Annotated in this window: 18 protein-coding genes; 10 read left to right on the top strand and 8 right to left on the bottom strand. The window is 60.8% G+C overall.

Annotated elements, in window-relative coordinates:
* Positions 1–80 precede the first annotated feature (80 nt).
* The 6 genes from Q4S41_RS02180 to Q4S41_RS02155 all read right to left on the bottom strand — a co-directional run bounded on the left by Q4S41_RS02180 (position 81) and on the right by Q4S41_RS02155 (position 3068).
* Positions 81–533, bottom strand: a complete 453-nt coding sequence (locus tag Q4S41_RS02180; protein WP_305029490.1) for a hypothetical protein — start codon at positions 531–533, stop codon at positions 81–83.
* Between the two features lie 95 nt (positions 534–628).
* Positions 629–1600, bottom strand: a complete 972-nt coding sequence (ftsY, locus tag Q4S41_RS02175; RefSeq protein WP_305029489.1) for a signal recognition particle-docking protein FtsY — start codon at positions 1598–1600, stop codon at positions 629–631.
* A gap of 206 nt (positions 1601–1806) precedes the next feature.
* Positions 1807–1971: a DUF4295 domain-containing protein gene (locus Q4S41_RS02170; RefSeq protein ID WP_196295226.1), complete on the bottom strand. Its 165-nt coding sequence runs from the start codon at positions 1969–1971 to the stop codon at positions 1807–1809.
* A gap of 8 nt (positions 1972–1979) precedes the next feature.
* A complete protein-coding gene (gene rpmG / locus Q4S41_RS02165; protein ID WP_035567317.1) occupies positions 1980–2162 on the bottom strand; it encodes a 50S ribosomal protein L33 in 183 nt (60 codons plus the stop codon).
* Positions 2163–2560: 398 nt separating this feature from the next.
* Positions 2561–2800, bottom strand: coding sequence for a 50S ribosomal protein L28 (gene rpmB, locus Q4S41_RS02160; RefSeq protein ID WP_305009768.1), 240 nt, complete (start codon positions 2798–2800; stop codon positions 2561–2563).
* A gap of 85 nt (positions 2801–2885) precedes the next feature.
* The gene (locus Q4S41_RS02155) at positions 2886–3068 is read right to left on the bottom strand and encodes a DUF5522 domain-containing protein (RefSeq protein WP_305029488.1); all 183 of its coding nucleotides are present in this window, start codon (positions 3066–3068) and stop codon (positions 2886–2888) included.
* An 80-nt stretch (positions 3069–3148) separates the two neighbouring features.
* Here Q4S41_RS02155 and Q4S41_RS02150 point away from each other — a divergent pair, with 80 nt between their 5' ends.
* The 8 genes from Q4S41_RS02150 to Q4S41_RS02115 all read left to right on the top strand — a co-directional run bounded on the left by Q4S41_RS02150 (position 3149) and on the right by Q4S41_RS02115 (position 10274).
* On the top strand, positions 3149–3655 hold the full coding sequence (locus Q4S41_RS02150; protein ID WP_305029487.1) for a hypothetical protein: 507 nt from the start codon (positions 3149–3151) through the stop codon (positions 3653–3655).
* A 65-nt stretch (positions 3656–3720) separates the two neighbouring features.
* A complete protein-coding gene (gene rocD / locus Q4S41_RS02145) occupies positions 3721–4974 on the top strand; it encodes an ornithine--oxo-acid transaminase (RefSeq protein WP_305029486.1) in 1254 nt (417 codons plus the stop codon).
* A gap of 116 nt (positions 4975–5090) precedes the next feature.
* Positions 5091–6230, top strand: coding sequence for an NAD(P)/FAD-dependent oxidoreductase (locus tag Q4S41_RS02140; RefSeq protein WP_305029485.1), 1140 nt, complete (start codon positions 5091–5093; stop codon positions 6228–6230).
* A 413-nt stretch (positions 6231–6643) separates the two neighbouring features.
* Complete coding sequence (locus tag Q4S41_RS02135) at positions 6644–6835, top strand: hypothetical protein (RefSeq protein WP_305029484.1); 192 nt, start codon at positions 6644–6646, stop codon at positions 6833–6835.
* A gap of 180 nt (positions 6836–7015) precedes the next feature.
* Entirely contained in the window at positions 7016–7813 is a 798-nt protein-coding gene (locus Q4S41_RS02130; protein ID WP_305029483.1) for a hypothetical protein, read from the top strand.
* 65 nt (positions 7814–7878) lie between these two features.
* Positions 7879–8871 (top strand): porphobilinogen synthase, encoded by a 993-nt coding sequence (hemB, locus tag Q4S41_RS02125; protein WP_305029482.1) that lies wholly within the window; start codon positions 7879–7881, stop codon positions 8869–8871.
* A gap of 177 nt (positions 8872–9048) precedes the next feature.
* A complete protein-coding gene (locus tag Q4S41_RS02120) occupies positions 9049–9555 on the top strand; it encodes a GNAT family N-acetyltransferase (protein ID WP_305029481.1) in 507 nt (168 codons plus the stop codon).
* Positions 9555–10274, top strand: coding sequence for a DUF92 domain-containing protein (locus Q4S41_RS02115; RefSeq protein ID WP_305029737.1), 720 nt, complete (start codon positions 9555–9557; stop codon positions 10272–10274). Before Q4S41_RS02120 ends, Q4S41_RS02115 begins: the two co-directional genes overlap by 1 nt.
* Before the next feature lie 18 nt (positions 10275–10292).
* Here Q4S41_RS02115 and Q4S41_RS02110 read toward each other — a convergent pair whose 3' ends face one another.
* Complete coding sequence (locus Q4S41_RS02110; RefSeq protein WP_305029480.1) at positions 10293–10730, bottom strand: hypothetical protein; 438 nt, start codon at positions 10728–10730, stop codon at positions 10293–10295.
* Positions 10731–10909: 179 nt separating this feature from the next.
* Positions 10910–12313, bottom strand: a complete 1404-nt coding sequence (locus Q4S41_RS02105; RefSeq protein ID WP_305029479.1) for an APC family permease — start codon at positions 12311–12313, stop codon at positions 10910–10912.
* 127 nt (positions 12314–12440) lie between these two features.
* Between Q4S41_RS02105 and Q4S41_RS02100 the strand changes: the two genes are divergently transcribed.
* Both Q4S41_RS02100 and Q4S41_RS02095 read left to right on the top strand, forming a co-directional pair.
* The gene (locus Q4S41_RS02100) at positions 12441–13373 is read left to right on the top strand and encodes a cation diffusion facilitator family transporter (protein ID WP_305029478.1); all 933 of its coding nucleotides are present in this window, start codon (positions 12441–12443) and stop codon (positions 13371–13373) included.
* Positions 13374–13524: 151 nt separating this feature from the next.
* Positions 13525–14463: a cation diffusion facilitator family transporter gene (locus tag Q4S41_RS02095; RefSeq protein ID WP_305029477.1), complete on the top strand. Its 939-nt coding sequence runs from the start codon at positions 13525–13527 to the stop codon at positions 14461–14463.
* Positions 14464–14686: the final 223 nt, after the last annotated feature.

Genomic DNA, 14686 nt, shown 5'->3' with positions numbered 1-14686 from the left:
TTCGGAGTGCAAATCTACAACGGGCTTTCGAAGATACGCAAGCCGATTGCAACTTTTTTTCTTAAAATTTCCAACTCCGTTTAGTTCGTGATGTTGAGTTGCGAGCCTTGTTGGCTGACACTGTATTGTTTGAGCGGCCGCGGCGCCGGGCCGCCAGTGATTTGGCCCTGCAAATTAAATTGCGAGTTGCAGCAGGAATCGCGCATGAACAGGCTCGAATTCCGGTCCAAGCTCACTGTTGCGCAGGCATCGTAGGGTCGGTAGGGGCAGTTGCGCTCGAAGGCCAAGTACGAATTTGCGTTTTGCCGCACCACTATCACGCCCTTCACGCCACCGCTACCGGCGGGGCCTTTCACAGGCAGCGTCACGGCGCCGTTGTCGAAACGCAGTCGGGTGTATTCCTGACTGGTGAGGTTGATGCTGAGGTTGACGGGCGCATAGGGAATGGCCGGCTGGTCGTCGTTTTTGCTGCCACAGCTGGCCAATGCGAATGCCGCGCAAGCAGCGGGAAGCACCCAGGAATAACGGCTCATACGTTTACGATTTGTGGGTATAGCAATAAGCCACTTTAAACGCCAATTAGTTCGGCGCTTGAAGTGGCTTACCAGCAAACGCCAACTAACGGCGCTTATTTCTTAAACAACGAATTCACGTACGTGTGCCGGTCGAATAGCTGCAAATCGGTCATCTTCTCCCCCACCCCGATATAGCGCACCGGGATGCTGAACTGGTCCGAAATACCAATAACCACGCCGCCGCGGGCCGTGCCGTCGAGTTTGGTGATGGCCAGGGCCGTGACTTCAGTGGCCTTGGTGAACTCCTTGGCTTGCATAAAGGCATTCTGGCCCGTACTGCCGTCCAGCACAAGCAGCACTTCGTGCGGCGCATCCGGAATCATCTTCTGCATCACGCGCTTGATTTTGCTCAGCTCGTTCATCAGGTTCACCTTGTTGTGCAAGCGGCCGGCCGTGTCGATGATAACGACGTCAGCCCCCGTTTCCACGCCTTTTTTCACCGCGTCGAAGGCCACGGAGGCCGGGTCGGTGTTCATGCCGTGGCTCACCACGGGCACGCCCACCCGCTGTCCCCAGATGATGAGTTGGTCGACAGCCGCGGCCCGGAAGGTGTCGGCGGCGCCCAGCACCACCTTTTTGCCGGCCGAATGGAAGCGGTGCGCCAGCTTACCGATGGTCGTGGTTTTGCCCACGCCGTTCACGCCAACCACCATGATGACGTAGGGCTGGCCGGTGCTACCCGCGCTGTCGAGCACGGCCGTCGAGCCGGATTTATTGTCTTCCAGCAGCGCCGCGATTTCCTCGCGCAGGATGCGGTCCAGTTCCGAGGTGCTCACGTACTTGTCGCGGGCCACGCGGGCCTCGATGCGGTCGATGACCTTCACCGTGGTTTCGATGCCCACGTCGGCGTGCACCAGCAGGCTTTCCAGGTCATCGAGCACGGCTTCGTCCACGGTGCTTTTGCCCACCACGGCCTTGCTCAACTGCTCGAAGAAGTTGGTTTTGGTTTTTTCCAGGCCCGCGTCCAGCGAAGCCTGCTGGACGGGGGTTTCCTTGTCCTTTTTAAAAAAATCGAAGAGGCCCATGGGGGTTCTGTCATGCTGAGCTTGCGAAGCAATTTATCACGTTCGCCGCACTCGGATTGGTAACGCTGCTGAAAGCCGCCGTGATAAGCGGCTTTCGGCGTCAGCCTGACAAAAGTCAACCTGACGAGGGGTATTACACGCAAAAAGTCCCACGAAGGTGGGACTTTTTAACTGCTTGCAAACGCAAAGCCGAAACCGGGAGACAATTACTTGTTGCCGGTGGCGAGGTATTCCTGCACTTTGTCGAGGAGCACCATTTCCTCCTTGAAGGTGTAAGCACCGGTTTTCTCCGATTTCACGGCACGAATCACCTTAGCCCAGTTCTTGGCGTTCTCTGTGGTTTTCAGAGTTGCTACTACTTTCTTAGCCATTGTTCAGGTTATTTAATTTCCTTGTGAACGGTCATTTTCTTGAGGATGGGGTTGAATTTCTTCAACTCAATGCGCTCGGGGGTGTTCTTGCGGTTCTTGGTGGTGATGTAGCGCGAGGTGCCCGGCATCCCCGAGGTTTTATGCTCGGTGCATTCCATGATAACCTGCACCCGGTTTCCTTTCTTGGCCATCTCGACGGGGGGTATGTTTTTTAAATTTAGGACTGCAAAGGTACGGGGATTTTTGGAAACAGCAAAGCAACCCGACGCAACTTTCAGTTGGCGAAGCAGAACGGAGGAATATTGCGCCCAAAGAACGTTATGCAGCGCGTAGCGAAGCGTCTTTACTGCATCAGTAAATCCTTTCGATTGGGTTGCGTTGCGCGGGCAAGATGCTTCGCTGCGCGCTGCACGACGGCCTTGTAGTGCCGTTCATCACAGCCGCCAACGGACAAAGCCAGCGCCGCTGCGGTTGCCTAAGAGACAACCGCAGCGGCGCTGGCTTTGGGCAGCAAGCCGTGAGTCTTCAGTAATCAAGCTGCCTAAGCGGGCGCTTATTACTTGCTACTCAGTGCTTAAGGCTGAAAAATCTAGTAAACGATGAAGCCCTGCTCCTTGGCCTTCTTCAAGGTGGCCATGATGCCGTTCTTGTTGATGGTGCGGATGGTGGAGGTAGCTACTTTCAGGGTCACCCAGGCGTCCTGCTCGGGGATGTAGAAGCGCTTTTTCTGCAGGTTCGGATAGAACTTGCGCTTGGTCTTGTTGTTAGCGTGCGAAACGTTGTTACCAACGCGGGTACGCTTGCCGGTCAAATCACAAACACGGGCCATGATATCGGAGGGTTAAATTTATTACAAAGCAGGGAAACGGGCCGCAAATATCGGCAAAAGTCTGGCATTCACCAAACACCCCGCCCTATTTCCGACCGGATGCGCCCTGAGCGCCTGATTTGGGCCGAAATTTCCAGGGACAGTGGCGGCAACCGCTCTGGCAGCATGTGCCCCGGCGTCGGTGGTACTGCTCGGTGAAGACCAGATAGCCTTCGGGCGTGTAATAAAAATCGCCGGGCTGGAGCGGCTGGGGCTGGGCTGGGGGCATCGGTGAATCAAAGTTACGGCGGCGGCCGTTGGAAGAATATTCGGTGGTATCTTGCTATTGCTAATCTTCAACTATTTCTCATGAAAGCACCTTTTCGCCTCCTGCTGCTGGCGGGTCTCGCCGGGGTTTCCCTAGCCGAACTGGTACATGCGCAGGGCACTACGCCCGTGGTCCTCACCGCCGATACAGCCCCGGCCAGCGTGCGCCCGGCCCTGACCCGTGACGAAACCGCCTTGGCCGACCCCGTGCGGGAAGCCCTGCGGACGCTGCCGCAAGCGAAAAAGCGGTTTCTGGCCGGCCTGCCTTCCGGCGACCAGTTCCTGCTGTCGGTGCGGGTGATTGCGACGGACACCAGCTTCCGGCAGGTTTCGGCGCGGGTGCTGGGCTGGCACGGCAACACCGTGCAGGCGCTGCTGCTGCCCGATGCCTCTGGTTCGGCCAGCGCGGCCGAGCCGGTGCCGGTGAGCTTCCCCGAAACCGCCGTGGTGGACTGGACGCTGCTGCGCGCCAGCGGCCGGCAGGAAGGCAACTACGTGGGCCGCTACATCGATACGTCGCGGCAGATGGAAAACCTGCCCTTCCGCTAGGGATTTCGGCCCTGGTGGCCGAAAAAACGTAAGTTCGTGGACTCATCTCTAGTTCCCACCGGCTTATGAATACCTCCGCCTCCCCCACCGCCACCAGTTCCCGCGCCGAGCAGCTCATGCAGCTCGAAGACCAGTACGGCGCCCACAACTACCACCCCCTGCCCGTGGTGCTGAGCCGCGGCGAGGGTCCGCTGCTGTGGGACGTGGACGGCAAGCAGTATTTTGATTTTCTCTCGGCCTACTCGGCTGTTAACCAAGGGCATTGCCACCCGCGCATCATCGGGGCGCTGACCAAGCAGGCGCAGCAGCTCACGCTCACGTCGCGGGCTTTTTTCAACGACCAATTGGGCGCGGCGGAAAAGCAGCTGTGTGAGTTGTTTGGCTACGACAAGGCGCTGCTGATGAATTCCGGCGCCGAAGCCGTGGAAACGGCCCTGAAGCTGGCCCGCAAGTGGGGCTATCAGGAAAAGGGCATTGCGCCGAACATGGCCCGCATCATCGTGGCCGAGCACAACTTTCACGGGCGCACCACAGGCATTATTTCATTCAGCACCGATGGCGACAGCACGGGCGGCTTCGGGCCGTATATGCCGGGCTACCAGGTGGTGCCATACGATGATTTAGAGGCCCTGGAGGAAGCTGTGAAGGAGCCGCACGTGTGCGCTTTCCTGGTGGAGCCCATCCAGGGCGAGGCGGGCGTGATGGTGCCCTCGGAGGGCTATCTGAAAAAGGCGGCGGCTATTTGCCAGGCGCATAATGTGCTCTTTATTGCCGATGAAATCCAGACCGGGCTTTGCCGCACGGGCCGGATGCTGGCCTGTGATTACGAGGGCGTCGACCCGGATATTCTCATTCTAGGCAAGGCGTTGAGCGGGGGCGTCATGCCAGTGTCGGCGGTGCTGGCCAATGATATTATTATGCTCACCATTCAGCCCGGGCAGCACGGTTCCACGTTTGGTGGCAACCCGCTGGCCTGCGCCGTGATGCGCGCCGCGCTGGATGTGCTGATGGACGAAAAGCTGGCCGATAAAGCCTTCGCCTTGGGCGAAATCTTCCGCGAGCGTATGCGCCAGGTGCAGGCCAAACGCACCGAGCTGGTGGACCTGGTGCGGGGCAAGGGCCTGCTCAACGCCGTGGTCATCAACCCCACCGACGATGGCCGCACGGCCTGGGACGTGTGCGTGACGCTGATGGAACGCGGCGTGCTGGCCAAGCCCACGCACGGCGACATCATCCGCTTCGCCCCGCCGCTGGTGATTAACGAGGAGCAGCTAAATGCCGCCTGCGACGTGATTGAGGAGGTGATTCTGGCGTTTTAGCCTGATTTAAGCAGTCTGTCATCCTGAGCGCAGCGAAGGACCTTATCACGTATGAGCAGTTCAAGCGGGAAAAGGTCCTTCGCTGCGCTCAGGATGACAGACTTTTTATTTGCTTTATGCTCAATTCCACTCTCTCTTACTGGGAGCACCAGTCCTTCTTCGGCCCGGCCGAGGTAGCCATTGTTGGCGCGGGGTTGGTGGGCCTGACGGCGGCCCTGTACCTGAAGCAGCTGCGGCCCGCGTGGCGCGTGGTGGTGCTGGAGCGCGGCGCGCTGCCCAGCGGCGCCAGCACGAAGAATGCCGGGTTTGCCTGTTTTGGGTCGATTTCTGAGTTGATAGAGCAAGAAAAGCGGGGCGACTTGCAGGGCGTGGTGGCGGCCCGTTATGAAGGCCTGCGCCATTTGCGCGAGTTGCTGGGCGACGCGGCGCTGAACTACCAGCCGGTGGGCGGCTACGAGCTTTTTCGGCACGAGGAGGCAGGTTTGGCGGCGGAGTGCCGCGAGAAAATCGATTACTTCAATCAGTTGCTGGCGCCGGTGGTGGGGCACGCCGTTACGTTCCGCGATGCCAGCGCGGAGGCGGGGCGCTTTGGGTTTGGCGGGGTGGGCACACTGCTAAAGAATGAGCACGAAGGCAGTCTCGACGCTGGCCGTATGATGCGCGCCCTGCTGGCCCGCGTGTGGGCCGCCGATGTGCCCGTGCTCACCAATTGCGCGGCGGAAACGCTGGAAACCACGGCCGCCGGGCCGCGCCTGCACCTCGCCAATGGCGCGGTGGTGGAGGCCGGCCGGGTGCTGCTGGCCACCAATGCCTTCGCTACCGAGCTACTGCCGGAACTGGCCGTGACGCCCGGCCGCGGCCAGGTGCTGGTGACGGAGCCGCTGCCCGATGTGCAGTTGCCCGGCACCTTTCATTACGACTACGGCTACGCCTACTTTCGCCAGCTGCCCAACCACCGCATCCTGCTGGGCGGAGGCCGCAACCTTGATTTTGCCGCCGAAACCACCACCGCGCCCGGCCTCACCGATGCCGTGCAGGACTACCTCGAAAACCTGCTGCACGAGGTCATCGTGCCCGGCCGGCGGCCCCGCATCGACTACCGCTGGAGCGGGGTAATGGGCTTTGGGCCGGCGCTGGCGCCCCTCATCGAGTGGGTGCGACCGGGTGTGCTGGCCGCCGTGCGCTGCAACGGCATGGGCGTGGCCCTGGGCGCGGGCACGGGCTGGCAGGCCGCGCAAAAGCTGGCCGTCGGGTAGCGGAAACTGGCGCATATTCGTAGAGCACAGTTCAGGTTCTTTATTTGGCTTCTCCTATGCCTTTTGTTACGCGTTTCCGTTGGTCTTCTTCCCGTGCGCTGGTCGTGCTGCTGGCCATGGCCGGCTTGGCTACTAGTTGCCAGAGCAGCCGGGCCGGCTTTTCTTTTCAGCCAGCAGCGCAACATGTTTCGCTTCCTGTTCGCCCTGGCGTTGCGGTAATTTCGGGGGTTGATTCAGCTGCGGTAGCGCCGGCCTACGCGCCGCGGCTTGCTACCTCGGCCCGGGCAGCGCGTTTGCCTCAGCAGCAGGTGCATCTCCGCAACCGGGTTGCGGCTGAGGCAGCGGTGGCGCATGAAGCCACAGCAACTGGTGTTGCCTCAGTCATCAAGCGAAAACCTGCCCGGCTGCGCCACTTGCTCACGCGCCCACACGCCACGGCAGAGGCCGGATTGGGAACCACGGTGCTGGGCGTGCTGGGCTTGGTGCTGCTGCCCATTGCCCTCGTCGGGCTGCTGCTCAGCGGCGGCGGGCTGGTGTGGGGGATTCTGGCGGGACTGGCGGCGCTGGCGGTGCTGGTGGCGTACATCGACCCGTTTGGGCGGTAAGCGCGATGCCCGCAGGCTGGCATCTGTAAAGTCAAATAACAAGCGTAATAATCATTTAAACAACAGCGCTTTACACTATTACAAATTATTACTGCAGAGTACCTAATATTCAAAAATTGATTAGGCCGTCTCCTGGCTGGCCGCTGAACTTGGAGCGTTGTTTTTTTCCTCCTTGTTCCGATGATACGAACTGCTGGCATAGGCTGCGGCCTTCTATTTCTGATGGGTTGGGCGACGGGCTGCCGGGGTGAACGGGTAGCTTTTCAGTTCCAACCGATGGCGACCCAAGCCGCCGTGACAGCGCCCGATACGGTTTTGCCTCGGCAAACAGACATTGTCGCCCATCTTGCTGGTCGCTTGTCAGTTAACAGGCCGGTTGTTTCCCCGTTTCCGAGGCGGAGCTACAAGCGCCAGCGTAACCCAGCTAATTGCCGCATGCTTATTATTGGCACCTATCCCGCTGCGCGTAGCCGACCATCACCCCTACGACTTAAGTTTCAAAGCCACTCTCCGGCCGGTGTGGCAATGAAGGCCAAGGGTCGAATTGATGAATCGTCTTGGGACAACATTCTGTTTATGCTCGGCGGGATAATATGCGTAGCTGCCGTGATTATCGGCATCAAACTGGGAGGCGGATTGGGTTTGCTGATAGGCGTACCAATGTACATCGGCGGCGCTTATATGATTGCGCGAGGCTATGGCGGACCTAACAAACCAGCTTCGACAAGCTCGTCCTCAGCCCTGAAAGGGCTCCGGCGCAAGCCCCACACCATAGGCGGCAAACAACAGCCCAAGCTCTCACACAGCCTAGCTTCTACAGAGGACCTTGGCGAAATAACCTTTACTGTGGGCACATTGATGGTGCTGGTTGCGCTTATTTTGGGCCTCACGGGTGTATTGTCGGGCAACGCGGCCTTGCTGCTGGGGGTAGTGAGTTTTCTTTTGGCAATTGCCGCTTACAACGGCTTCAAATGGTGAGGCCGGCCCCCAACCTTACCTTTGCGGGGGCTGTTCTAAGCTGTCTTACCTCAATTTTATTCGCTGTGTCCTTTCTCCCAACCCACCGCCCCCGCCGCAACCGCAAATCCGCCGTCATCCGTGACATGGTGCAGGAAACCCGCCTCACCGCCCATGATTTCATCTACCCCGTCTTCATCACCGAAGGCCAGAACCAGACCGAGGAAATCAAGTCGATGCCCGGCATTATGCGCTTCACGGCCGACCGGGTGATTGACGAAATCGGGCAGTGCGTGGAACTGGGCGTGAAGGCTTTTGCGCCGTTCCCGAACATCAACGAGGTGCTAAAGGACCCCATGGCTCGCGAAAGCACCAACCTCGAAGGGCTTTACCTGAAAACGGTGGCCGACATCAAGCGCCAGTTTCCGGAGGTCGTCATCATGACCGACGTGGCCATGGACCCCTACAGCTCCGATGGCCACGACGGCGTGGTGGACCCCGATTCGGGCGAAATCCTCAACGACGCCAGCCTGGAAGTGCTGGGCCAGATGGCCCTGGCCCAGGCCCGCGCCGGCGCCGATATCATCGGGCCGAGCGACATGATGGACGGCCGCGTAGCCTGGATTCGGCGGGTGCTGGACGAGAACGGCTTTTCGCACGTGAGCATCATGAGCTACACGGCCAAGTACGCGTCGGCGTTTTACGGCCCGTTCCGGGATGCACTGTCGTCGGCGCCCAAGAAAGGCGACAAAAAAAGCTACCAGATGAACCCCGCCAACCGCCTCGAAGCCTTGCGCGAACTGGCCCTGGACGAGGCCGAAGGCGCGGATATGGTGATGATTAAGCCCGCGCTGAGCTACCTCGACATCATTCGGGAAGTGAAAAACCACACCCACCTGCCCGTGACCGCCTACAACGTGAGCGGCGAGTACGCCATGATAAAAGCCGCCGCCCAAAACGGCTGGGTCGATGGCGAGCGCACCATGATGGAGGTGCTCACGAGCATCAAGCGCGCCGGCGCCGATGCCATTCTGACGTATTTCGCCAAGGAAGCCGCCGCCGTGCTGCGCCGCGGGTAGGCAGATTCTGAGCAAGAACGCCGTCATGCTGAGCGCAGCCGACGCATCTCTACTGCGAAGAGTAAATGAATTACTTTCTCGGTAGAGATGCGTCGGCTGCGCTCAGCATAACGGCGTTTTTTGAAGGTGCTAATTTTGCACAACTCTTACACTGCATTAACTCAGTCTTTTCGATAGATGCTCACCACCCGCCGCGCTACTTCTGACGACATTCCCGCCATCCTTGCCCTGGTGCGGCGCGTGGTGCCGCTGATGCAGGCCAGCGGCAACTTCCAATGGTCGGCCGACTACCCGAACGCGGCCGTTTTCACGGCGGATATCGAGCAGAATCAGCTTTGGGTGGCGGAATTGGACGGCACGGTGGCCGGCGTGGCCGCCCTCACCCAGGACCAGGACGCCGAGTACGCCCAGGCCGACTGGGACGTGACCCAGCCGGCCCTGGTGACACACCGCCTGGCCGTGGCCCCCGCCGCGCAAGGCCGTGGCGTAGCGCTGGCCCTGATGGCACAAGCCGAAAAACAGGCCCTGGCGCAAGGGCTGCGCGTGCTGCGCGTCGATACCAACTCCGAAAATGCCGCCACGCAGCGGCTGTTTCCGAAGCTGGGCTACCGGTTTGCGGGCGAAATTACACTGGCGTTTCGGCCGGGGCTGCGGTTTTTCTGCTACGAAAAGCGGCTGGCGTGATGGATTTATGGCGGCTGGGTTTAGTGGGGCTGCTGCTGGCGGCGGGCATGCTCTACAGCGTGCGCGCGGGCAAGCTGACCACGGCCGCCGCCGTGACGGGCGGGGTGCTGGGGCTGCTGATTTATCTCGGCAGCGGCTTTGGCGGGCTGGCGCTGTTGGCGCTGTTTTTTGGGTTGGGCACGGCGGCTTCCGGCTGGCGCGTGGCGGAGAAGCGCCGCTTGGGGCTGGCCGAAGAGAACAAAGGCCGCCGTACAGCCAGCCAGGTGGTGGCCAATGCCGGCGTGCCGGGCCTGCTGGGCTTATTGGCTTGGCAATACCCACCTGCCGCCCCACTAGCCGGCCTGATGCTGGCCGGCAGCTTTGCCGCCGCCACGGCCGACACGCTCTCCTCGGAACTGGGCAATGTGTATGGCCGGCGCTACTACAATATCCTCACGCTACGGCCCGACGCACGCGGCCTCAACGGCGTGGTGAGCCTGGAGGGCACCCTGCTGGGGCTGGCCGGCACGGCGGTGCTGGCGGCGGCCTACGGCGTGGGCTTCGGCTGGGGGCCGGCGCTGGGGTGGCTGCTGGCAGCGGGCACGGCCGGCAACCTGATGGATTCGGTGCTGGGCGCCACGCTGGAGCGACGCGGCGTGCTGGGGAATAATGCGGTCAATTTCATCAATACCCTGACCGGGGCGCTGGTGGCGGGCGGGTTAGGGTGGTGGCTGGGGTAGCCGCCGCAACTGATGGAGCTATTTGGCCGTTGCGAAGTCGGCCAGGACGGTTAGTTCACTGGCTAGCTGGCGCTCCCATTCCAGTTGCTTGTCGAGAAACAGGCCGTATTTGGTTTCGTCGGCGTACTGAATGACGCGCTTGTTGGCCTCATCATAGGCCGTTTGGAACAGTTCGTTGGCATCGGGCTTGCCTAGCAGGATGATGCGCTTGGCCGAGGCCCGCAGTTGCTGGCGCAGGCGGCGGGCTGCCACTTCGTAGATGTCCCACTGGGTTTGCATGTAGCGTAATTCCAGCGCAGTATGCAGGGTATCGGCCGGGTCGAGGTAGGAAACGGAGTGTTGGAAGAAGTTCTGCACCATGTGGTTGGCGCCCTTGCCCAGCAAATCCATGTTGAGGCCCTGCATCCGAATGCCGAAAAAGGCAAAGCTCTGGTTCAGGTTGTTTTGCGGCCGCACTTTCGCTTGGAAGTCGCTAGGCCGGAGCCGGCGCGTGGGGCTCCACAACAAGTAATCGGCCGACAATGGCTTGACTGGCTGCCATAGCTGCGCCTGGCTTTGAAACCCCACTAACAATAACGCCAATAGCAAAGCCCAACGAGCCATAAACAGTCAGTTAGAAACTTGATAGAGCTACTTTATTTCGGTTCAAACGGCCAGCGCCCCAGCCGCCGGCTCCAGAGCAGAAACGCCACCGTGCCCAGCGCCATCATACCCAGCGCGGCTACCTGGAAATAAAGCTTGAAATGCACGCCGCCCCACGTCACCTCGGCCGGCGCGATGCCCACGAACACGAACAGCCACACCACAATGGCCAGGATGACGGGCAGCGGGTAGAACGGCATTTTGAACGGCAGGGCCGCCGTGCCGCGCCGCCGCCGCAACAGCACCAACCCTACGGCCTGGCCCACAAACTGCACCAGAATCCGCATGGCCAGAATGGCCGAAATGACCTCGCCCAGCCGGAACAACAGGCTGAACACGAAACCCACGCCGCCCAGCAGCAGCAGCGAGATGTAGGGAAAATGTTTGGTGGGATGCAGCTTGCCGAACACGGGCAGGAACTCGCCATCGGCCGCCGCCGCGTAGGGGATGCGCGAGTAGCCCAGCAGCACCGCAAACAGCGAGGCAAACGCCACCAGCAGCACCATGCCCGTGGCCACCATGGCGGCGGCCGGCCCGTAGAGCCGCTCCACAAACACGCTCACGATGAATTGCGACTTGTCGCCGGCGCTGGCCTGCCAGCCCTGTACTTCCTGCCAGGGAATGACCGTGCCCACGCTCCAGTTCAGCAGCAGGTACAGCGCCGCAATGCCCAAAATGCTCAGGAAAATGCTGCGCGGAATCACTTTCTCGGGCCCTTTAATTTCGGCGCCGAGGTGGCACACGTTGTAGTAGCCGAGGTAGGAATAGATGGTTTTGACGGCCGCCTGGCCCATGGCCACCGAAATCAGCAAGCCCGGCAACGCCGGAAAGCCGCCGGCGGGGAAAATGTCGACGTGGTGGTTGGGGTGGGTGAGGCCGCCGAAAATCAGCCAGCCCATGAGGCTCAGCACGCCCACCCAGAGGGCCACGCCCAGCTTGCCGATGTCCTCGATGCGGCGGTAGAGCAGCACGATGAGTAGCAGTACCACGCCGCCAGCCACGGCTTTGGGCTGCCACCACTCGGTCATCGGCACGAGGTAGCCGAAGTATTGGGCGAAGCCGATGGCGCCCGAGGCCAGCACCAGCGGCGACTGAATGAGCGTTTGCCAGACGTAGAGAAACGACATGTAGCGGCCCCACTTCTGTTCGCCGTAAGCCAGCTTGAGGAAGCGGTAGCTGCCGCCGGCTTCGGGGTAGGCGGCGCCCAGCTCGCTCCAGATGAGGCCGTCGACGGAAGCCAGGGCCGCGCCCACCAGCCAGGCCAGCAGGAAGTTGGGCCCCATAAAGCCCATCACGAGCGGCAGGGTGACAAAGGGGCCGATGCCCACCATGTCAATCATATTTAGAGCCGTGGCTTGAACCAGGCCGAGGCGGCGCTGCAAAGTGGGTGCGGACATAGGGCGAAAGTAGCGCGGACTTTTAGTCCGCGGGGCAACCGTAACAACTCGCAGACTAAAAGTCCCTCCGGGTACGACCGCGCGATTATTCACCAACCCCGGCCACCGCCGCCGCGTAAGCCCCGGCATGAGTTCACCCGCGACTTCTTCCAAGCTTGCCATTTACGGGGCCATTGCGGCCAATGTCGCCATTGCCGCCAGCAAGTTTGTGGCAGCGTATTTCACCGGCTCGTCGGCCATGCTTTCCGAGGGCATTCACTCGCTGGTGGACAGCGGCAACGGCCTGCTCATCCTGCACGGCGTGCGCCAGGCCGAGAAGCCGGCCGACAAGCGCCACCCCTTCGGCCGCAGCAAGGAGCTGTATTTCTGGGCGCTGATTGTGGCTATTCTGGTGTTTTCGGTGGGCGGCGGCATGTCACTCTACGAAGGCATTGAGCACCTCAAGCACCCGGCCCCCATCTCCGACCCCACCTGGAACTACTGGGTGCTGGGCTTGTCGCTGCTCTTCGAAGGTATTTCCTGCTTTCTGGCGTTCAAAGCCTTCAACGCCGACCGGGGCGACGCTGGGTTCTGGGCCACGCTACGCCGTAGCAAGGACCCATCGGTGTTCGCCATTCTGCTCGAAGACCTGGCGGCCCTGCTGGGTTTGCTGATTGCGCTGGCCGGCGTGTACCTGGGGCATTTGCTCAACAATCCTTACCTCGACGGCGCGGCTTCCATTGCCATTGGCGTGCTGCTGGTGTGCGTGGCGCTGTTTCTCATCTACAAAACCAAGCGCCTGCTGGTGGGCACCGGCGTGGACGACGAAACCGTCGATGCCATCGAGGCCCTCGTGCGCGCCCAGCCCAACATCGACCAGGTGGGCCCGCCCCTCACTTCCTACCTCGGCCCGGCCGATGTGGTGCTGGCCCTCGACGTGGAATTTTCGCACCAGCTCACTTCAGAGGAAATCGAGCTGGCCATCGACCAGCTGCAGGACGTGATACGGGCCGAATACCCGGAGATGAAGCGCATTTTTGTGGAAGCCAAGTCGCTGTCGAGCCGGGAGAGGGCAGCGTAGGCCAATGACCTCAAATAGAACGTCATGCTGAGCGCAGTCGAAGCATCTCTACCGCTTCGTCAGGCTACCGTGGATTACTGCTGCGGTAGAGATGCTTCGACTGCGCTCAGCATGACGTTCTTTAAAATCCTATTTAAACAGATTCCGCCGCATGGCCAACGCTAACGCTTCTAAACTTTCCCTCTACGGCGGCATTGCGGCCAACGTCGCCATTGCCATCAGCAAGTTCGTGGCGGCATATTTCACCGGCTCGTCGGCCATGCTCTCGGAGGGCATTCATTCGCTCGTCGATACCGGCAACAGCGGGCTGCTGCTCTACGGCACCCACCAAAGCGAACGGCCTGCCGACGCCGAACACCCCTTTGGCCACAGCAAGGAGCTGTATTTCTGGGGTTTGATTGTGGCCGTGCTCATCTTCGCCATCGGCGGCGGCATGTCGTTCTACGAGGGCATTAAGCACATTCAGCACCCCGAGCCGCTCGAAGACGCGGGCTGGAACTACGTGGTGCTGGGCGTTTCGTTCCTCTTCGAGGGAATTGCCTTCTACCTCTCGGTGAAAGCCCTGTTAGCGCAATCGACCGGCAACGTGGGCTTCGTGAAGATGCTGCGTACGAGCCGCGACCCGGCCGTTTTTGCTTCCGTGATGGAAAACCTGGCCGCCCTGGTGGGCCTCGCGCTGGCCGGCATCGGCGTGTTTCTGGGGCACTGGCTTAATAATCCGTATTTCGACGGGGGCGCGTCCATTGCCATCGGACTGCTGCTGATGCTGGTGGCCGTGTTTCTGGTGGGCCGCACCAAGGGCCTGCTGGTGGGCACCGGCGTCGACGCCCCCACCCTGGCCAATCTGGAGCGCATTGCCCGCGCCCAGCCGCAAGTGCGCGAAATCCGCTCGCCCCTCACCATGTACCTCGGCCCGAACGACGTGATTATGGCCCTCGACGTGGACTTTGCCGACAACATGAGTTCGGCCCAGGTGGCCGCCGCCGTGGAGGAGTTGCAGGATGCCATCCGGGCCGAACACCCGGAGGTGCAGCGCATTTTCATCGAGGCGAAAAACCTGGTGCAGACCGCGTCGGTCAATGGGCAATAGAACGTCATGCAGAGCGCAGCGAAGCATCTCGCGTGCCGCCGCTAATCCTATCGATTTAGTTACTTACTGCACGCGAGATGCTTCGCTGCGCTCTGCATGACGTTACGGTGACGTTCCAGTGACGTTCGATTAACCTCAACCTTAACCCTGGGCGCGTTTTTCCGGTTTAAGCATTACCCTTGCCCGCGCCCGCCCAACCAGCGGACGCGGGCATTCGCCTATT

The sequence above is a fragment of the Hymenobacter convexus genome (assembly GCF_030580955.1).
In the GTDB taxonomy this organism is placed as follows: Bacteria; Bacteroidota; Bacteroidia; order Cytophagales; family Hymenobacteraceae; genus Hymenobacter.
This window is presented reverse-complemented; position numbering and strand designations above follow the sequence as displayed.